At 64.5% G+C, this 18,527-nt stretch carries 17 protein-coding genes; 2 read left to right on the forward strand and 15 right to left on the reverse strand.

Going from position 1 to position 18,527, the window contains the following annotated elements:
- Window positions 1-81: 81 nt before the first annotated feature.
- From B1C78_RS01355 to sdhC, 11 genes are all read right to left on the reverse strand, one after another.
- Window positions 82-471, reverse strand: coding sequence for a VOC family protein (locus B1C78_RS01355; RefSeq protein WP_077277350.1), 390 nt, complete (start codon window positions 469-471; stop codon window positions 82-84).
- A complete protein-coding gene (locus B1C78_RS01360) occupies window positions 468-878 on the reverse strand; it encodes a carboxymuconolactone decarboxylase family protein (RefSeq protein WP_077277351.1) in 411 nt (136 codons plus the stop codon). Before B1C78_RS01360 ends, B1C78_RS01355 begins: the two co-directional genes overlap by 4 nt.
- A 31-nt stretch (window positions 879-909) precedes the next feature.
- Window positions 910-1,869: a D-2-hydroxyacid dehydrogenase family protein gene (locus B1C78_RS01365; protein WP_077277352.1), complete on the reverse strand. Its 960-nt coding sequence runs from the start codon at window positions 1,867-1,869 to the stop codon at window positions 910-912.
- Complete coding sequence (locus B1C78_RS01370; protein WP_245795264.1) at window positions 1,866-3,830, reverse strand: TRAP transporter permease; 1,965 nt, start codon at window positions 3,828-3,830, stop codon at window positions 1,866-1,868. Before B1C78_RS01370 ends, B1C78_RS01365 begins: the two co-directional genes overlap by 4 nt.
- An 85-nt stretch (window positions 3,831-3,915) precedes the next feature.
- Complete coding sequence (locus B1C78_RS01375; protein ID WP_077277353.1) at window positions 3,916-4,956, reverse strand: TAXI family TRAP transporter solute-binding subunit; 1,041 nt, start codon at window positions 4,954-4,956, stop codon at window positions 3,916-3,918.
- A gap of 190 nt (window positions 4,957-5,146) precedes the next feature.
- Entirely contained in the window at window positions 5,147-6,304 is a 1,158-nt protein-coding gene (locus B1C78_RS01380) for an MFS transporter (protein ID WP_077277354.1), read from the reverse strand.
- Window positions 6,305-6,633: 329 nt separating this feature from the next.
- The gene (locus B1C78_RS01385; RefSeq protein WP_139349765.1) at window positions 6,634-7,311 is read right to left on the reverse strand and encodes an OmpA family protein; all 678 of its coding nucleotides are present in this window, start codon (window positions 7,309-7,311) and stop codon (window positions 6,634-6,636) included.
- A gap of 398 nt (window positions 7,312-7,709) precedes the next feature.
- Window positions 7,710-8,600: a GGDEF domain-containing protein gene (locus tag B1C78_RS01390; protein ID WP_077277356.1), complete on the reverse strand. Its 891-nt coding sequence runs from the start codon at window positions 8,598-8,600 to the stop codon at window positions 7,710-7,712.
- A 125-nt stretch (window positions 8,601-8,725) separates the two neighbouring features.
- Entirely contained in the window at window positions 8,726-10,489 is a 1,764-nt protein-coding gene (gene sdhA, locus B1C78_RS01395) for a succinate dehydrogenase flavoprotein subunit (protein WP_077277357.1), read from the reverse strand.
- On the reverse strand, window positions 10,480-10,815 hold the full coding sequence (gene sdhD, locus B1C78_RS01400; RefSeq protein WP_077277358.1) for a succinate dehydrogenase, hydrophobic membrane anchor protein: 336 nt from the start codon (window positions 10,813-10,815) through the stop codon (window positions 10,480-10,482). Before sdhD ends, sdhA begins: the two co-directional genes overlap by 10 nt.
- 8 nt (window positions 10,816-10,823) lie before the next feature.
- Complete coding sequence (gene sdhC, locus B1C78_RS01405) at window positions 10,824-11,204, reverse strand: succinate dehydrogenase, cytochrome b556 subunit (protein WP_077277359.1); 381 nt, start codon at window positions 11,202-11,204, stop codon at window positions 10,824-10,826.
- Between the two features lie 175 nt (window positions 11,205-11,379).
- On the opposite strand from sdhC, the gene ygfZ reads away from it, so the two are divergent.
- On the forward strand, window positions 11,380-12,447 hold the full coding sequence (gene ygfZ / locus B1C78_RS01410) for a CAF17-like 4Fe-4S cluster assembly/insertion protein YgfZ (protein WP_077277360.1): 1,068 nt from the start codon (window positions 11,380-11,382) through the stop codon (window positions 12,445-12,447).
- A complete protein-coding gene (locus B1C78_RS17545) occupies window positions 12,447-12,602 on the forward strand; it encodes a hypothetical protein (protein ID WP_175628197.1) in 156 nt (51 codons plus the stop codon). The genes ygfZ and B1C78_RS17545 overlap by 1 nt, the downstream gene beginning before the upstream one ends.
- A gap of 121 nt (window positions 12,603-12,723) precedes the next feature.
- On the opposite strand, the gene lysS is transcribed toward B1C78_RS17545, so the two are convergent.
- The 4 genes from lysS to B1C78_RS01430 all read right to left on the reverse strand — a co-directional run bounded on the left by lysS (window position 12,724) and on the right by B1C78_RS01430 (window position 18,343).
- The gene (gene lysS / locus B1C78_RS01415; RefSeq protein WP_077277365.1) at window positions 12,724-14,223 is read right to left on the reverse strand and encodes a lysine--tRNA ligase; all 1,500 of its coding nucleotides are present in this window, start codon (window positions 14,221-14,223) and stop codon (window positions 12,724-12,726) included.
- A 101-nt stretch (window positions 14,224-14,324) separates the two neighbouring features.
- A protein-coding gene (gene prfB / locus B1C78_RS01420) for a peptide chain release factor 2 (RefSeq protein WP_139349767.1) occupies window positions 14,325-15,420 on the reverse strand; the annotation gives its coding sequence in 2 pieces (ribosomal slippage) (window positions 14,325-15,347 and window positions 15,349-15,420; 1,095 coding nt in all).
- A gap of 176 nt (window positions 15,421-15,596) precedes the next feature.
- Window positions 15,597-17,318, reverse strand: a complete 1,722-nt coding sequence (recJ, locus tag B1C78_RS01425; protein ID WP_077277362.1) for a single-stranded-DNA-specific exonuclease RecJ — start codon at window positions 17,316-17,318, stop codon at window positions 15,597-15,599.
- Window positions 17,315-18,343: a hypothetical protein gene (locus B1C78_RS01430; RefSeq protein ID WP_077277363.1), complete on the reverse strand. Its 1,029-nt coding sequence runs from the start codon at window positions 18,341-18,343 to the stop codon at window positions 17,315-17,317. Before B1C78_RS01430 ends, recJ begins: the two co-directional genes overlap by 4 nt.
- Between the last annotated feature and the right edge of the window lie 184 nt (window positions 18,344-18,527).

Genomic DNA, 18,527 nt, shown 5'->3' on the forward strand with positions numbered 1-18,527 from the left:
TGTGCCCTCAGCAGCGCCCGCCCCCCCTTGGCCGGGCCATTTCGTCCATCGAATCCATACTAGCACGTCCTCAGCCTAATCTCAGGCGGATTCCGGATTTGAGACTTCGATCAGATTGCCGTCAGGATCCCGGAAATACACCGACAGGATGGGCCCCGTGGCGCCGGTGCGCCGCACCGGCCCCTCCAGCAGGGCCACGCCGCAGCCCTCCAGGTGGGCTGCCACGGCCGTGACCGGGGTTTCGGCCAGCAGGCACAGGTCGGCCGACCCGGGCACGGGACGCAGAGCCTTGGGCTCGAACTCCCTGCCGGCCTCGTGGAGGTTGATCTTCTGGGCACCGAAGCGCAGGGCCTTGCGACCCTCACCGAAGGTGATCACCTCCATGCCCAGGACCCGGACGTAGAAGTCGCAGGTGGCCTCGATATCCGCCACGGTCAGCACTAGGTGATCCAGGGCACGGATACGGATCACGGCGGATCACCGTCCTCCAGCCCGGACAGATCCGCCCCTGCCTCAGCCAGGGCCTCGCGCGCCACCCGGAACGCGTCCACCGCGGCGGGCACCCCGCAATAGACGGCCCCCTGCAACAACACCTCGCGAATCTCCGCAGCGGTACAGCCGTTTCTTACGGCACCGATGAGATGGATCCTGAGTTCGTGGGGCCGGTTAAGCGCCATGAGCATGGCCAGGTTGATCAGGCTCCGCGTCTTGCGCGCCAGTCCCGGCCGGTTCCATATGCCGTCCCAGCAGACGTCGGTCACCAGCATCTGCAGGGGCCAGGAAAAAGCATCCGCATTGTCCAGTGCGCGATCCACGTATTCATCGCCCAGCACCTGGCGGCGCGTGGCCAGGCCGTCGGGATTGAGAGGGTCTTTCATGGGGGAAACTCCGCAAACACCCCGTGCAGGGTCAGGACACGGTTTCGGGGTTGGCGAGATTGCGCGGCGACCCGTCCGCGAAGGCAAGCAGGTTGTCGAATGCCGCGCCGAAATAGAGTTCGTAGCCGTCACGTTCCACGAAACCCAGGTGCGGCGTGCACAGGGCATTATCCAGGTGCAGCAGCGGGTGGTCCCGTACAGGCTCGTTCTCGTACACATCCACCGCCGCCATGCCCGGCCGCCCGGCCTTGAGCGCATCCACCAGGGCGCCCTCGGCAATCAGTTCCGCCCGGCTGGTGTTGACCAGCAGCGCCGTCGGCTTCATGGCTGCCAGGTGATCGGCGGTGACAATTCCGCGAGTGCCCTCATTGAGGGCCAGGTGCAGTGACAACACGTCCGAGCGGGCGAAAAGGTCCTCCTGACTCTTCGCGGTGTCGAATCCGACCATCGCCGCCCGCTCCAGGCTGCCCTCGCGACCCCAGACCAGCACCCGCATGGCGAACGCGCGCCCGTAGTGGGCGACCAGGCTGCCGATCTTGCCGTAGCCAAAGATACCGAGGGTGCGTCCGCGCAGACCGGTGCCGAGCCGCGTCTGCCACTTGCCCGCTTTCATGGCCGCGACCTCCGCCGGGATGTGGCGCATGGCGGCAATGATCAGGCCCCAGGTGAGTTCGGCGGCCGCAAAGGGGGCACCCGTTCCCACGGCCACGGCGACGCCGCGCCGCGTACACGCCTCCAGGTCCACGTGGGCGATGCCCTTGCCCGTCTGGCTGATCAGCCGCAGGCGGGGCAGGCGTTCCAGCAGCTCATCCGTGATGGGGGTGCGTTCGCGGATCAGCACCAGGGCCTCCGCGTCCCGGAACCGCTCCGCGAGCGTTTCCACATCGCGCACCGTGTCGTTATAGACGGTGACCTCGTGATCGGCGAGACGGGCGAAACACGCCAGTGTCCGCACACAATCCTGATAATCGTCGGGAATCACGATCTTCATTTTGCCGGCTCCGAGGCAACCCCTTCCTGAAGCTCCTGGCGCGGCGCCACCTTGCGGTGCCGGTGCACGCCGATCATGATCAGGGGCAGCAGGACGGCCGCGCAGGCGATGGCGACATTGTCATCCGGATGGAAGACCACCGGAATGGCGAGGGCCAGGAAGACCAGCCGCGTTCCCGCCATGGGCCACCAGGCGGAGAAGAATCGCCCGAAGACCGCATAGGTCACACCCGCGGTACCCACCGCCACCAGGAGGGTATCGACGATCTGGTCCCATCCAGGGTTCACCACCATGTCAGATCGCACGAAGATGGCGAACGACATGACAGTGATGGGCAGGCAGATCTTGAGCGCCTCCCACATGGTTCGCATGAACGAGGATTCGGCAATCTTCGCCGCCACCGCCGCCGTCAGCGATGTCGGCGGCGACAGTTCGCCCCAGATGGCCAGCAGGAAGGCGAAGAAATGGGCCACCCAGGGGTCGACGCCCAGCTGCCGCAGGGGCGGAACGATGATCACGGCCACGATAATGTATGTCGCCGTGGGCGGCAGGCCGGTACCCACCAGCCAGCCGAACACCCAGGCCATGAGGATGGTGGCGATGATGTGGAATTCACCGAGCTGCAGCAGCAGGGAGCCCATGCGCGTGATGAAACCCGTCACCGTGAACAGGCCGATCATGATGCCGAGCGTGGCCATGAGCAGCGTCAGGTAGGACGTCATCTCGGCATGGGTCTCGACGGCAGTGCGCAGATTGCCGAGCAGGCTCTCTCCCATCACGGCCGGATCCTTGAGCACATAGCGGAAATACAGCCAGGTCAGGATCAGCAGACCGAGGATAGCGCCGGACGTATACAGCGCCGAACGCATGGCACCCACACCGAAGGTGCTCATCAGCAGGATCAGGTAGATGATGCCCGCAAAGAAAATCACCGTGCGCAGCCAGCAATACAGCGGGACCGTGGGTATCTGGATCGGCGTGGCCGGAAGCAGGCGCACGCTGAGCAGATACACCGCCAGCACCAGCGACACGAAATACACGAAGGCCACGGCGAAGCCCCGCACCACCACATCCCAATAGGGCACACCGAGGAACTCGGCCATGATGAACCCTGCCACCGCCATCAGCGGCGGCATGATCAGTCCGCCCATGGAGGCCGAGGTCTCCACGGCGCCGGCAAACGTGCCGGGCACGCCGTATCGTTTCATCAGGGGAATGGTGAAACTGCCGGTCACGGCCGTGTTGGCGGAGCCCGAGCCGCTCACCATGCCCACGGAGACGGAAGCCAGCACCGCGGTCTGGGGAATGGTGTGCCTCGAACGTCCGGCCAGCCGTCGCATGACGTCCACCAGCGCCTTCTGTGCCCCGAATCCGCTGGCCGCCGCCGCCAGCAACAGGAAGGCGGCAATCAGGGTCAGGGCAAGCTGGGAATACCGCCCGAACACGCCGGTGGAGAATTCCACCGTACTGGAGGTGATGATGCGATCCAGGGGCATGCCCGGATGCCAGAAGAAATCGATGGGGCTATGCTGTCCGAACAGGGTGTAGAGCACCAGCACCACGTTCACCCAGAACAGGATCGGATGAATCAGGCGGGACAACTCCATGACCAGCAGGAAGACCAGCACGCCGACGATGAAATCGTGCTGCGTGTAGCGTGCCTGGCGCCAGATGGCGATGTCCTCGTAGTTCTGGGTCAGGTAGTACATGGCGTACAGGGCAATGCCCAGATACGCCAAGACAGCGATGTGGTTCACCAAGGCAGGCAGGCGCGGATAGAACCAGCGATCCTGGTAGACGAAAAGGATCTGCAGGATCAGGGCGAGCGGCACCAGGCGCACCGCCAGGTAGCGCTGCCCCCCGGCGCCGGTGAAGAAGAAATGCAGGAGGGAGCCCAGCAGGATCGCGCCTACGACGAACGTCAGATTTCGCAGCGTCAGGATGTTCTTGAGGAAAGACACGGACCGCCCCCGGTTCCCTGAGTACACAAAAAAAGGGCGGGAACGATCACACGCTTCCCGCCCTGTGGTTCACATGGACTGCCTGTTACTGCCCGGCAATAGTCCAGCTGTCATCCCATTGGCCATGATCCTTGAGGAACGCGGCGAGACCCGGATGAACCGGGATGTCTGGGTTGGCGGCCACGCCGGCGGCCTGGGTACCGACGAAGTCGGCGGCCAGCGGCCCGAAGCCCGGATCGCCGTCCACCAGCCTTTCCACGTTCTCATGCAGGATCTCCAGGATCCGCTTCATGAGGTCAGCGTCAAAGTCGGCACGCACGTTGTAGGCGAAGTAGATGGGGACGCCCCAGATCCTGTCGACGCCCAGTTCCTGGCTGAACGCCACCGAGGGGTCGATCTCCACCGGAACGAGGCCGGCGGCACGCAGCTTTTCCTTCTCCTCTTCGGTGGGATTGATGGCGGCCAGGTTGGCCCTCAGTTCCGCTTCGCGCCAGTAGGTGGGCAGGGAGCGGCCCGCCGTGGTGTAGCCCGCGGAGCCATCGATGGACCGTGCCTGGTAGGCGTCGGCGACCGTGGCGCTGTCGATCTCCACGTGATTGAACTCGTAGCCCAGGGCCGCGAAGATGCGGCGCATGTTGAGCCAGTTCATGAAGCCCGCCGGGGTAAAGAAGACCGGCCTGCCGTCAAAGTCCGCGTAGGAGTTGAACTCGTCCTTGCGGGCATCCAGTACCAGCATGAAGGTCTCCATGGGGTACACGTAGAGGCTGTGCACCAGCATGCCGCGTCGGGGGCTGAAATCGTCGTAGGGACGCGCCCCATCGTAGAGGCTGCGCATGCCCACGTCGGCCGTGTAGCCGAACTCACCCTCGCCGTTCATGACGGAGATCATGGCGCCCGAGGTGGATGGATAGGGCTGGACCACCACCTCGAAACCCCGGCCGAGGCCCCGCTGAATGGTCTCGGAGAGCACGGTACCCACGGCATACCCGTAGGAGCCGGTGCTGGACGTGGCAATTCGAATGGTCTGGCGCTGCGCTTCAGCGGGCGCAATGGTCGCCACCGTGAGCGCGAACGTAGCGCCCAGCGCAATGAAAGTGCTTAGAAAACGTGATTTTAACGATGACATGTGACCCTCTCCGTTATTATTGTCCGGTGCCGCCGCCTGGCGCCGCCGGACGCGGTGCCTTGGCCATGGCACCCCCGGAAGAGGTCCACGACCATCACGGCTTGATGAATGACTCAACAACATCCGTGCGGGTGTGATTCCCTTGGTGCAGCCTGTGTAACAATAGCACAACAAATGCCCTTGAGGACCCTCAGATACCCGACCGGACGGCGTTTCGGGGGCGCAGACCCCAAAGCAACCAACCGGCCAGTGCCACCAGTACGGCCAGGCTCGCCAGATACGCAGTCCACCCGAAGCCGTGGTAGATAAATCCGGGCAGAAAGGACCCCGCCGTCCCGCCAGCGTAATAGAACGCTATATAGAGCCCGTTCACCACACCGCGGTTGTCTCCTGAGGCCTGGTTCAACACCCCGGGCGCCAGCGAGTGAATCATGAACATGCCCGCGCACAGCACGAACATGCCCGTGAACAGCACCCAGAAGTGTCCGGCGGAAAAGAACAACAGCGCCGCCAGCAGGACCAGAACCCCTACCAGCATGGCATTTCGAGGACCGCCGATCCTGGCGGCCAGGTGAAGCGAGGTCAGCGCTACCAGCACGCCCATAAGGTAGCCGGAGTACATCAGGCCGATCCCCCGTTCGCTCAGGCCGAGCCCCAGCTCCATGAGCCGGAAAGGCAGGAAGTTGAGCAGGGACGCAAACGCCCCGAACGCGCAGAACACCACCACGTAGAGACGCAGGAAGCGGGGCTTGGCCAGCACCTCCAGAGCCGCGCGGAAGCGCAGCCGCTGGAAGCTGACGGCAGGATCGGATCTCAACCGCTGCAGCAGCAGGGCCCCAAGCACCGTGGCGAGACCGAACACCGCGAACGACCAGCGCCAGCCGAAACCCGCCGACACGGCACCGGCCACCGCCCGGCCCAGGAACCCTCCCATGACCGTGGATGCCACGTACATGGCCATGACCTGGGGAATGCGCCCCGGCCCGGCACTGGCGCCCAGATAGGTCATGAGCCCGGTCAGCATGGCCGGGATCGCCAACCCCTGGATCAGGCGAAGCAGCAGGAACAGTTCGAAATGATTGACCAGGGCCACGGCGGCCTGGCTGGCGGCCAGCACCCAGATGGAGACCATCAGCAGGCGCCGCGCCGAAACCCGTTGCAGCAGGAGTCCGTATGCAATGGGCGCGAGCGCAAGCGGCAGGAGAGTCACCGTGATCAGCAGAGAGGCCCGGGCCTCACCCACACCGAAGGCCTCCGCAAGCAGCGGCAAAAGGGGTTGCGGCGCATACAGCGCCGCCATGACCAGGACGGTGCAGTACTGGATGATCAGCAGATGGCCGACGGGCAAGCCTCTCTCCCCACAAGGTTGAGCCGCTAGCAGGCTGTTGAAAAACCCTCGGGCGGCGCCATGCTGCGTTGGAAAGCGGCTCAAAATGCTCATGTACTAGCATGTACACTGCGCTTTTTCGCCGCTTTCCGCCTTGCCTGGCATCCACCGGAGGCTTTTTCAACAGCCTGCTAAGAACAGATGATGCCCCTGGGATTCACCCGAGGAGCCGCTGCATCGAAACCGTCCGCCCTGGCGCAATGTCCCGGCCCTGCACGGCACGAAAAAACGACGCCCGGGTTCCTTGCAGACACCCGGGCGTCGTCGTTACACGGCTGGGCAAACGCCGGTCAGTGCGTCACGATCTCCTTGCCACGGATCGCGATCTCCACGCGCCGGTTCTGGGCCCGCCCTTCGCGCGTTTCATTGCTGGCCACCGGTTCGGTGAGCCCCCGGCCTTCGGTGACGATCAGCGTGGGGTCGATGCCCTGCTCCACCAGGTAGTCCTTGACACTGGCGGCCCGGCGTTGGGACAGGTCCTCATTATAATCGGCCTCACCGGTGTTGTCCGTGTGCCCGACGACGACGACGCGCTCCACCTCGTCGAGACGCTCGACGTCACGCATGAGCTGGTCGAGCTGCGCCCGGCCTTCGGCACTGAGCGAGTCGTCGTCCAGAGCGAACAGGGGCGCCCCGCCCAGGACGCGGGTCTCCTCGACCCGGGCCGGTTCGGGGGCCGGGGCCGGCGCCGGAGCCGCCTGAACTGCGGCAGGCGGGGGTTGCGGCGCCGGGGCCTCGGCTCGATCGGGGAAGAGGTGCGGATCACAGGCCTCCACCGCGACTTCCTCGCTCCACTGACCCGACCGCCAGCAGTCACCGAACTGGTTGCGTACCACGTACCCCTGACTGTCGACCACATAGCCGCGAGTACCGACAACGGGGTCCTCATCTGCGATCGCATGACTCTGGAACAGCAGACCTGCCACAGCCAGGCCAGCAAGGATGGTGAGGGGTGCAACGATTCTCATGGCTGTCTTCTCCTGAAGTGATTGTGCGGATGTCATGGGACAGGGCCCTTGGGTCGCCAGAACGGCCCTGAACAGGGATCACCTGTTCGCTCGTCCTGACTCCGAACAGCACTAGCAAGAAAGACACCAGCTTCTCGCGAACCTCAGGGGATGGTCATAACCTATTGTTCTCTGAGGACAATTACATGTGCATCGCTCCCGGCGACCGCTCATCGTGTGTCTGGCTGTCGCCTGTCCGCGACGCCCGTCGGGCGGTTGTCGGTACAAGCCCGAAACTCGGGTGTCGTCGATCGACCACGTCCTGTGGCCAAGTTTGAGCAAGCCATTGAGATAACAGGATTTCTACCTGTTGCGTCCAGGCAACATCCCTTCGGGAAGACGGCGCGAGACAGCCAGGTTCAGCCGGCCTCGACCCGGTCACGTCCACCATGCTTGGCCTTGTAGAGCAACCGGTCCACGCGCCTGATCAGGCCGTCGATATCATCATGCTCAGCGGGCTCACACACGCCGAAGCTGCAGGTCACGCCTCGCGTGAAACCAAAATCGATATCCTTGAGCAGCACGCGCAGGCGTTCCGCCAGCTTCACCCCTTCCGCCACATCGATCCCCGGGAGCACGAGGATGAACTCCTCCCCGCCGAAGCGGATGAAATGGTCGGATGCCCGCAACTGGCCGTGAATCTCATCCACCATGCGGGTCAGAATGGTGTCGCCGGCAATATGGCCGAAGTTATCGTTGATGACCTTGAAATGATCCACGTCGAACATCATCACGGCCAGCGGGGTCCCGTAACGCCTGGCGCGCTCGAGTTCGTCTCTCAGCAACCGGTACATCTGGCGCCGGTTGTAGGTATTGGTGAGATAGTCCTGTTCGGAGAGCTCGCGCAGGCGCATCTCCATGCGCTTTCGCCGGGTGATGTCGATGTTGACGACGATGGCACCTTCAATGGCACCGTCATCTGCCTTGATGGGCATGGCCGAGTTGAGGATGATCTTGCGGCTGCCGTCGAAGCATTCGATCTCGATCTCCTCGTCGAGAGAGGTCTCTCCCCTGGAGATCGCCCGGGCAGCCGCCCACTCCTCGCCCCTGATGGGTTCGCCCGTGGAGAGCCACCAGCCCTTGTATTCATGGAACTGATCCGGGCCCACGTAGCGCGCGCCCTGCCAGACCTCACGGCCGGCCTTGTTGCCGTACCGGATCACGCCCTCGGCATCCATGACCCACACACCGACAGGCAGCGCCGACAGGACCTGCTTCAGGACATCAATACGATCCAGGATGTCGGTCAAGGAAACCCTCCGTTGGAGAATTGGGTCGCCGGCGCGCGTTCGCACCGGCCGCGGTGGACTGCGCCACTCGTCCGGAGAGGCCGGGAATTCGCCACCCGCGTGACTCGACGCGCGGGGATTCCCGATCAGTACGTCCTGACCTTTGGCGGAAAACTTTCCACCGTCATGGGCTTGGTACGTACCGGTTTGTAATCGAGACTGTCGGAATTCTTGAAATACAACGTGTGCTTGAGCCAGTGGGTGTCATCCCGGTCCGGATAATCGATGCGCGAATGGGCGCCGCGGCTCTCCCTTCGGCCCAGCGCCGAACGCACCGTGGCGAGGGCGCAGTCGACCAGGTTTTCCAGTTCCATGGCCTCCACGCGGGCGGTGTTGAACACCTTGCTGTGATCCCGAAGGACGGCGTCCTCAACCCGTGCGGCAATGGCCTTCACTTTCTCCACACCTTCCGCCATCAGTTCTTCGGTGCGGAACACACCGCAGTGGTCCTCCATCACCTTGCGCAGTTCCTGGCGCAGCTGATCCACGTGCTCGCCATCGCCCTTGCGATCCCAGCGGTGGTAGCGCTCCAGCGCTGCATCCACGGCCGGCTGGTACAAGGGGCGGTGATACCGGTTGTCCTTCAGGAAATCGATGATGTGATTGGCCGCCGCGCGGCCAAACACGAGGATATCCAGCAGCGAGTTGCCACCCAACCGATTGGCGCCGTGCACGGAGACGCAGGCGGCCTCGCCCGCCGCATACAGACCGGGCACCGGGTCCTCCGGCGTGTCCTTCATGGGCGTCACCACCTGCCCGAAGCGGTTCGTGGGGATGCCGCCCATGATGTAATGGGCGGTGGGATAGATCGGAATCGGGTGCTCGATGGGGTCGAGCCCCAGGAACGTGATGCAACTCTCCCGGATGCCGGGCAGCCGCTGCTTGATCTTGTCGGCGCCCAGGTGGGTCAGCTGCAGCATCACGTGGTCCTTGTCCTTGCCGCAGCCCCTGCCCTCCTTGACTTCGGTATAGATGGCGCGACTCACCACGTCCCGGCTTGCCAGGTCCTTGGCGTTGGGTGCATAGCGTTCCATGAAGCGCTCGCCGTCGTTGTTGAGCAGGTAGCCGCCCTCCCCGCGCGCACCCTCCGTGATGAGCATGCCGCGCCCGGCCACGCCCGTAGGGTGGAACTGGAAGAACTCCATGTCCTGCAGCGGGATCCCCGCACGCAAGGCCATGCCCATGCCGTCGCCGGTGTTGATCAGGGCGTTGGTGCAGGTGCGATAGAGCTGCCCCACCCCGCCGGTGGCCAGCAGAGTGGTCTTGGCCTCGATGACGATGGGCTCGCCGGTAAGGATCTCGAAGGCCAGCGCGCCGAGCACGTAGCCGGACTCGTCCTTGAGCAGATCGACGGCAAAATACTCGTCAAAGAAATGGGTCTTGGCGCGGATGTTCTGCTGGTAGAGGCTGTGCAGGATGGCGTGGCCGGTCCGGTCCGCTGCCGCGCAGGTGCGCGCCGCCTGTTCCTTGCCGAAGTGCTGGCTCTGTCCGCCGAACGCGCGCTGGTAGATGTTGCCGTTGTCCAGGCGCGAGAACGGCACCCCGAAATGCTCCAGTTCGTAGACCACCTTGGGGGCGGCTCGGCACATGTACTCGATGGCATCCTGATCGCCCAGGTAGTCGCTGCCCTTCACGGTATCGAACATGTGCCAGTGCCAGCTGTCCGGCAGGACATTGGCGAGCGCCGCGTTCACGCCGCCCTGGGCCGCCACCGTGTGCGAACGGGTGGGAAACACCTTTGAGACCACGGCGACGCTGGCCTCCGCATTGGCCAGCTGGAGTGCCGCACGCAGGCCGGCCCCGCCGGCGCCGATGATCAGTGCGTCGAACCTGCGTACCGTTACGCCCATGAGGATGCCGCCTGAATGAGAATGTAGATACCCCAGACCCCGCAGGTCAGGAGAAACGCCGCCACCGCGATGAGCACCGTGAGCCGTGCGGCGAAGGGATGGATGTAATCGACCACCACGTCACGAAGGCCGATCCAGGCGTGCCACAGCCAGGCCCCCAGGAACAGGGCCGTGGCCAGCAACACCAGGGGCTGGCGCATCCAGCCCTGCCACTGAGCCGCGTCCGCCCCTCCGCTGAATACGAGGACCAGCAGCAGGACGAGAATGTAGAGCCCCAGGTAGAGCGCCGTCAGCCGCTGCCAGAGCCACGCGCCCATGCCGCTCATGCCGCCTCTCACAGCCATAACACCCCCAGAAGGATGATGGTGAGCAACGGCGCCAGCACGAGCACCGTCCAGGCCGTACGCCGCGCGATCTGGCGCTCGAGACCCACGTCCACGTCGATGAGCAGGTACCGGATCCCCGCCAGCCAGTGATGCAGCAGGCTCCAGACCAGGATCAGCGTGAGCAGCATGACCGCCGGATTGCGCAGCCAGCCAAGCGCCTGCTCGAACCCGGCCTGGCCCTGCAGCGAGCGCTGGAAGAGCAGCAGAAACAGCGGGATGGAGAGGAACAGCAGGACGCCGGAAATTCGGTGGGCAATGGAAACAACCCCGGGAATCGGCAGTCGAATCTGGAACAGGTTCAGGAATACGGGCCGACCGTCACGGCGCATCCGGGGAGGCTCCTGTGGTTCTTGTTGGACCGGTAGCTGACTGGTGTCGACACGCGATGCGTATCGTTGTCTTCCGACCCAAGGTTAACGCCTTAGTTCGTCCGTGTCAGTAGCTGACACCGTTTTTCCCTTTGGTCTAATATGCCGGATCATTGATTCCGTGCCAGGAGAAGCCATGAAACCGGAATGGAGAGCGTTTCTCACCGACGCCGGCGCCGAGTTCGACGACGGGCGCGTGGCCCATTTCGGCAACGACGAGCGTGAGCGGCGGGTGGTCACCACCGGCAACGTGATCTGCGACCTCTCCCACTGGGGCCTGATCGCCGCCCACGGCGACGAGGCCGGCCAGTTCCTGCAGGGCCAGTTCAGCAACGACGTGTTGAGCCTGGATACCGGCACGAGCCAGATGAACAGCTACTGCACCCCCAAGGGGCGCATGCTGGCCAATTTTCGCCTGTTCGTGCGCGGTCAGAGCTACTACCTGCGGCTGCCCCGGGACATGGTTGAGCCGGTGCTCAAGCGCCTGCGAATGTTCGTGCTGCGCTCCCGTGTGACCCTGGAGGACGCCGACGATGCCCTGGTGCGCCTCGGTGTCTCGGGCCCCGATGCAGCCGGTGAGCTCGAGACCGCCCTGGGGCGGTCCGGTCCGGATTCGATCAACGGCGTGGTCCACGCGGGTGAGATCACGGTCATTCGCGTGCCCGGCCCGCATCCTCGGTTCGAGTGCTACGGGGAACTGGAACCCATGATGCAGCTCTGGGAGAAACTCAACGTGCGCTGCGCCCCGGTCGGGGCCGGTCCGTGGGCCCTGCTGGACATCCTGGCGGGCATCCCCACGGTGACCCCCGCCACCAGTGAGGCCTTCGTGCCCCAGATGGCCAACATGCAACTGATCGGCGGCGTGAGCTTCAAGAAGGGCTGCTACCCCGGCCAGGAGGTCGTGGCCCGCATGCACTATCTCGGCAAGCTCAAGCGGCGCATGTATCGGGTCTCCATCGAGACCGGCGAACCGCCCGCACCGGGGACGGAGATCCTGGCGGCAGCGGCAACCGGCGACGACGAGCCGGGCCAAGCCGCGGGGCAGATCGTGGACGCACAGTCGCATCCCGACGGCATGGTCTCGGCCCTGGCCGTCCTGCAGATCGCCGCTGCCGAGGCCGGCGGCCTTCGCCTCGCCACGGAGGAAGCCCCCGGCGTTAACCTGGAGGACCTCCCCTATTCCTTTGAACAGGCAGACTCCTGATGCGGTTTCTCTTCTTCCTGGTCGTCCTGATCCTGCTCGTATTCTGGGCGGCGTTCTTCAGCCGCCCCAACAACAAGCGCCTGTCCAACATCCTCTATATCGTCGGTGGCGTTATGACGGTGCTGGTGGTGGCGGGGTATTTTCGCCTCGTATGATGAGGCGATTCAAAGGTCACTATTCAAGATTCAAGATTCAAGATTCAAAGGAAATGCGTTGTCTCCTCCCGGCGTCGGAGCGAGGCATCATCCCCTTGAATCTTGAATCTTGAATCGCCATTCAGCTTTCCGGCCGCATGTGCGGGAACAGCAGCACGTCGCGGATGGACGGGCTGTCGGTGAGCAGCATGACCAGGCGGTCGATGCCGATGCCCTCGCCGGCGGTGGGGGGCATGCCGTGTTCCAGGGCGCGGAGGTAGTCGGCGTCGAAGTGCATGGCCTCGTCGTCCCCCGCTTCCTTCTCCTGCACCTGCCTGCGGAAACGTTCCGCCTGGTCCTCGTAGTCGTTCAACTCCGAGAAACCGTTGGCGATCTCGCGCCCGCCCACGAAGAACTCGAAGCGGTCGGTGACGAAGGGATCTTCGTCATTGCGACGGGCCAGCGGTGATACCTCCGTGGGATAGGCGGTGATGAAGGTGGGGTCCTTAAGATTGTCCTCCACCGTCTTTTCGAAGATCTCGACCCATATCTTGCCGAGACCATAGCCTTCCTTGAGCGGGATACCCAGCCCCGCAGCCACGGTGCGGGCACGCGCCAGGTCCTCCAGGTCCGCCTCGCTCAGGTCCGGATTGTGATGCAGGATGGACTCCTTGACCGTCATGCGGTTGAAGGGGCGCTCGAAGTCATAGGACTCCCCCTGGTAATGAACCACCGTGGTGCCCAGCACCTCCAGGGTGAGATCGCGCAGCATGTCCTCGGTGAGGTCCATCAGGTCCCGGTACGTGGCATAGGCCTCGTAGAACTCCAGCATGGTGAATTCCGGATTGTGCCGGGTGGATAGCCCCTCGTTGCGAAAGTTGCGATTGATCTCGTAGACGCGTTCGAACCCGCCCACCACGAGGCGCTTGAGATACAGCTCGGGTGCGATGCGCAGGAACAGCTGCATGTCCAGCGCATGATGGTGGGTCGCAAAGGGCCTGGCCGTGGCGCCCCCCGGAATGGCCTGCATCATGGGCGTCTCCACTTCCAGGAAACCGCGCTGGTCCAGGAAATGGCGCATGAACTGGATCACCCGGGTACGGGTACGAAAGGTCTCCCGCACCGGATCATTCATAATCAGATCCACGTAACGCTGCCGATAGCGGGTCTCGGTGTCGGAAAGACCGTGGAACTTCTCCGGCAGCGGGCGCAGGGACTTGGTCAGCAGCCTGAGCGTATCGACGTTCACGGTGAGTTCGCCCGTCTTCGTCTTGAACAGCGTGCCCTCGGCACCCAGGATGTCGCCCACGTCCCAGGTCTTGAAGTCGGAATAAGCGCCTTCCGGCAGGCTGTCCCGCTGCACGAACAGCTGGATGCGTCCCGACATGTCCAGTATCTGCGTGAAGCTCGCCTTGCCCATGATGCGCTTGGCCATCATGCGCCCGGCCACCGCCACGCGGATCGAGTTCTCCTCGAAGAACCCGGCCGGCTTGTCGCCATATTCGGCATGCAGCTGCCCGGCCATCACATTGCGGCGAAAGTCGTTGGGAAACGCCACGCCACGCTCGCGCAGTTTCATGAGCTTCTCACGGCGCTGCGCGATCAGTTTGTGTTCGTCCTGGGGTTGTTCTTGGTCAGTCATCTGGTCATTTCGTTCTTCGGTCAGGGTTCGGCGCTTGGCGCTTGCCACTCAGCGGTCAGCATTCAGCACTCAGCACTCAGCACTCAGCGGTCAGCCTTGGATTAGAGGCCGCTTTTCAATGAGGCCTCGATGAACTGATCCAGGTCTCCGTCCAGCACTGCCTGGGTGTTGCCCACCTCGATGCCGGTGCGCAGATCCTTGATGCGTGACTGGTCGAGTACGTACGAGCGAATCTGGCTGCCCCAGCCGATATCGGACTTGGAATCCTCCAGGGCCTGCTTCTCGGCGTTCTGCTTCTGCAGCTCCAGCTCGTACAACTTGGCCTTGAGCTGCTTCATGGCCGTATCGCGGTTCTTGTGCTGGGAACGTTCCGCCTGACAGGCCACCACCACGCCGGACGGCATGTGAGTGATGCGGATGGCGGATTCGGTGCGGTTTACGTGCTGACCGCCGGCACCACTGGCGCGGTACGTGTCCACCCGCAGGTCCGCCGGGTTGATCTCGATCTCGATGCTGTCGTCCACCTCGGGCGAGACGAACACGGCGGCAAACGAGGTGTGACGCCGGTTGCCGGAATCGAAGGGGGACTTGCGCACTAGGCGGTGTACGCCGGTCTCGGTGCGCAGCCAGCCGTAGGCATAAGGGCCTTCGAACTTGACCGTGGCGCTCTTGATGCCGGCCACCTCGCCCTCGGAGACTTCCATGAGTTCGGTCTTGAAACCCCGCCGTTCACCCCAGCGCAGGTACATGCGCAACAGCATGTTGGCCCAGTCCTGGGCCTCGGTGCCGCCGGAGCCGGCCTGGATGTCCAGGTAGGCGTTGTTCTCGTCCATCTCGCCGGAGAACATGCGGCGAAACTCCAGCTGTGCCACATCCTCTTCGTACGCCGCCAGATCGGACTCCACCGCACCCACCGTATCGGCGTCGTCTTCCTCGTCCGCCAGCGCCAGGAGGTCACGGGCATCACCCAGCGCCTTGTCCATGCGCGAGATCAGCAGCACCACCTCTTCCAGCCGCGCACGTTCCTTTCCCAGCTCCTGCGCCTTCTCGGGATCGTTCCAGATGTCGGGATCCTCCAGTTCCCGGCTCACTTCCTCCAGGCGTTCGCGCTTGGCATCGTAGTCAAAGATACCCCCTCAAGGCCTCGACACGGCCTTGCAGATCGTCGATCTGGGTGTAAAGCGGATTGAGTTCCATGGCACTCTTTTCGGGCTTGAAAAACGCGTAATTGTACACCAAAGTGCCTCCCGCGACCTGGTCGCGGGAGGCACTTCAAGATTCAAGATTCAAAATTCAAAGCAAGTACGTCCGACGGCCGTTGAACCTTGAACCTTGAACCTTGAACCTTGAATCTTGAATCTTGAATCTTGAATTCAGCTTCCTTCCACATGCTCAATCTGGAGTTGGGGGCTGAGCAGACCGCGGTATTCGTTGACCTCCAGCCGGTAGGCGAGGCGGACGTCCTGCCGATCCTCCGGCCAGTCTTCCCAGTCCACGTTGAAGGCGATGCCGGTGATGGGCGCAGCGTCCGGGGTGGCGCGCAACCGCAGGCGCAGATGACGGTCCTTCAGCACACGCCGGTCCAGGATCCGGAATACCCCGTCGAACACGGGTGGCGGAAAGCCCTGCCCCCAGGGTCCGGCATCGCGAAGGGCCATGGCGGTCTCCAGGCCAAGCTGGTGCGGGGCCAGTTCACCGTCGCTGTGGATGACGCCCTCCAGGTCCGCGGGGTCGATACGCTCGGCCACCGCGGCATCGAAGGCCTCGCTGAAGGCGTCGAGATGGGCCCGGGGCAGCGTCAGGCCCGCGGCCATGGCGTGTCCGCCGAACTTGCTGACAAGCCCCGGATGGCGGGCCGCCACCAGGTCCAGCGTATCGCGCACGTGCAGACCCGGGATGGACCGGGCGGATCCCTTGAGGTCGCCGTCACCGGCATCGGCAAAGGCGATCACAGGGCGCTGAATGCGCTCGCGAATGCGGCCGGCCAGGATCCCGATCACCCCCTGATGCCAGCGCGGCTCGAAGAGGCACACCCCATAACGGTCGGCCCAGCTGTCCACCGGCAGTGCGTTGAGGCTCACGACAGCCTCGGACTGCATCTGCGCCTCGATCTCACGGCGATCCCGGTTCAGCTCGTCCAGCGCCGCGGCCAGGGCACGGGCCTCGGCGGGATCGTCGGCCAACAGGCAACGGATGCCCAGCGCCATGTCGTCCAGGCGTCCGGCGGCATTGAGCCGGGGTCCGGCGGCGAAGCCCAGGTCAGTCGCCACGGTGCGTTCCGGATTTCGATTGGCCGCCTGCAGCAGCGCGGCGATACCCGGAATCGCCGCCCCGGCGCGGATGCGCCGTAGGCCCTGCTCCACCAGTATGCGGTTGTTGTGATCCAGCGGCACCACGTCGGCCACCGTACCCAGCGCGACCAGATCCAGGAGTTCCGCCAGGTTGGGCTCCTCGATTGCGCGGCGCTCGAACCAGCCGATGCTGCGCAGGCGAGCCCGAAGAGCAAGCATCACGTAGAAGATCACGCCGACCCCGGCCAGGTGCTTGCTGGGGAACGGGTCGCCCGGCAGATTTGGGTTCACCATGGCATCGGCGTCCGGCATGACGCGACCCGGCAGATGATGATCGGTGACCACCACGGACATCCCCGCGGCACGGGCGGCCGCCACGCCGTCCACACTGGAGACGCCGTTGTCCACCGTGACCAGCACCCCGGGTTCCAGGGAACGCAGGTCCGAGACGATCCCGGGCGTCAGACCGTAGCCGTACTCGAAGCGGTTCGGGACGCGGAAATGCACGTCCAGCGCACCCATGGCGGACAGGGCCCGCAGGGCGACGGTGGTGCTGGTGGCCCCGTCGGCGTCGAAATCACCCACAACGACGATGCGCTCGCCACCCGTAACCGCACGCTCCAGACGATCCACAGCCCGATCGATACCGGACAGCAGATGCGGCGCCGCCAGCCCACCCAGACCGTACTCGCACTGCGCGGGATCCAGCACGCCTCGCAGTGCGAGCACGCGCGCCAGCACGTCATCCGGGAGCGCGGCGCCGTCCGGCGGCTGCCGGCGGCGGATACGGCGCACCGCCTTCACGGCAGGCACTCCGCGAGTGACCGGGACCGGCGCCAGAAACACCAGCGGGCCGCGGCGGTCACCTCGAACACCGGTCCGAAGGCCGTGTACACGCGCAGGGCCGACAGGCCTTGCCCACCCAGGGCCCTGCGCAAAGGCCCGAACCAGGCCCGTTCCAGGCCGTCGAGACCTGCCCGCCACGCGTCGGGATCGTCCCTCACCACGTCTCCCCACAGCACATCGAGCCAGACGAGACGAGGGCCGTTCGCCCGGAGCACCGCTTCGGCGGATTCAGGCAGGGGCTCCACCGGGACCCCGGCCAGCCGTCCGAGCCCCGACACCACGGGATCATCCGAGTAGATATGTGTCACGTGCGATTGCACCGATTCCGGCAGGGCACCACCGCCCCAGGGCCAGACACTGTTCACCGCGGGCAGGCCATGGGCTTCCCGGGCCTGATTCTCGGGTGCGTCGAAAAGCAGCATCTGCAGTTCATTGATCAACTGGTGCCAGTAGCGGCTCTGGCTGCCACCGGGCAGCGAGGCGTTGACCGGCCGACCAAGGACGCGGGACAGGGCCACCGTCTCGGGCAGGGGCATCCCTTCAGGCAGGCACACGTGCCACTGATCGGCCCGGGTGGCCTCGATCGCGAGCCCCTCGTCCGCCAGATGCGCATTGATGCGGTCCACCAGCCCCTGCGCCTCCTGCGGATCGATGGATAGCACATCCGGACCGGAGAGGATCAGGTCCGTGATACCCGGTTCCAGATGGACCGGATCCATGCACAGCCAGCGGCCCGTGTGCGGCTCGCCGGTCAGGGCCAGCCGTCGCAACGCGGCGCACGGAAGCGCGCCGTGGTAACCGAACAGCCCCCCAAGGGTCGCTTCCATCCCCACGGCACCCTGCACCCTCGTTCTGGCCCGGCCCAGCAGCCACTCCAGCGACGGATAGCGACCGACATCGCCGTCATCCGACTGCCATTCCCCGACCCGGTCCAGCAGACCGGGGATCACCAGGTCCAGTACCGCCGATCCGTGCCCCGACACGGGAATCAGGCGTCGCGGTGCGCGGTCTGCTTCAGCGAACTCTTACGCGCATGCATGGCCATGGGTCCCCTCCGGATAACGGATTGCGGTCATTGTACCTGCTGTGGGGCTGCTGCGATGCCCATGCCCATGGAGGAACCATCGGCCTGTGGTTCCCGGTCCGGGTCTAGCCCCAATGTTGCAT

The sequence above is a fragment of the Thioalkalivibrio denitrificans genome (assembly GCF_002000365.1).
Taxonomy (GTDB): Bacteria; Pseudomonadota; Gammaproteobacteria; order Ectothiorhodospirales; family Ectothiorhodospiraceae; genus Thioalkalivibrio_A; species Thioalkalivibrio_A denitrificans.

What these genes read in the sequence shown, in the direction of transcription:
- B1C78_RS01360 (WP_077277351.1), bottom strand. Translation starts at nt 878, where the DNA reads ATGAAAGACCCTCTCAATCCCGACGGCCTGGCCACGCGCCGCCAGGTG.
- B1C78_RS01365 (WP_077277352.1), bottom strand. Translation starts at nt 1,869, where the DNA reads ATGAAGATCGTGATTCCCGACGATTATCAGGATTGTGTGCGGACACTG.
- B1C78_RS01375 (WP_077277353.1), bottom strand. Translation starts at nt 4,956, where the DNA reads ATGTCATCGTTAAAATCACGTTTTCTAAGCACTTTCATTGCGCTGGGC.
- B1C78_RS01385 (WP_139349765.1), bottom strand. Translation starts at nt 7,311, where the DNA reads ATGAGAATCGTTGCACCCCTCACCATCCTTGCTGGCCTGGCTGTGGCA.
- sdhA (WP_077277357.1), bottom strand. Translation starts at nt 10,489, where the DNA reads ATGGGCGTAACGGTACGCAGGTTCGACGCACTGATCATCGGCGCCGGC.
- sdhD (WP_077277358.1), bottom strand. Translation starts at nt 10,815, where the DNA reads ATGAGCGGCATGGGCGCGTGGCTCTGGCAGCGGCTGACGGCGCTCTAC.
- sdhC (WP_077277359.1), bottom strand. Translation starts at nt 11,204, where the DNA reads ATGCGCCGTGACGGTCGGCCCGTATTCCTGAACCTGTTCCAGATTCGA.
- ygfZ (WP_077277360.1), top strand. Translation starts at nt 11,380, where the DNA reads ATGAAACCGGAATGGAGAGCGTTTCTCACCGACGCCGGCGCCGAGTTC.
- B1C78_RS17545 (WP_175628197.1), top strand. Translation starts at nt 12,447, where the DNA reads ATGCGGTTTCTCTTCTTCCTGGTCGTCCTGATCCTGCTCGTATTCTGG.
- lysS (WP_077277365.1), bottom strand. Translation starts at nt 14,223, where the DNA reads ATGACTGACCAAGAACAACCCCAGGACGAACACAAACTGATCGCGCAG.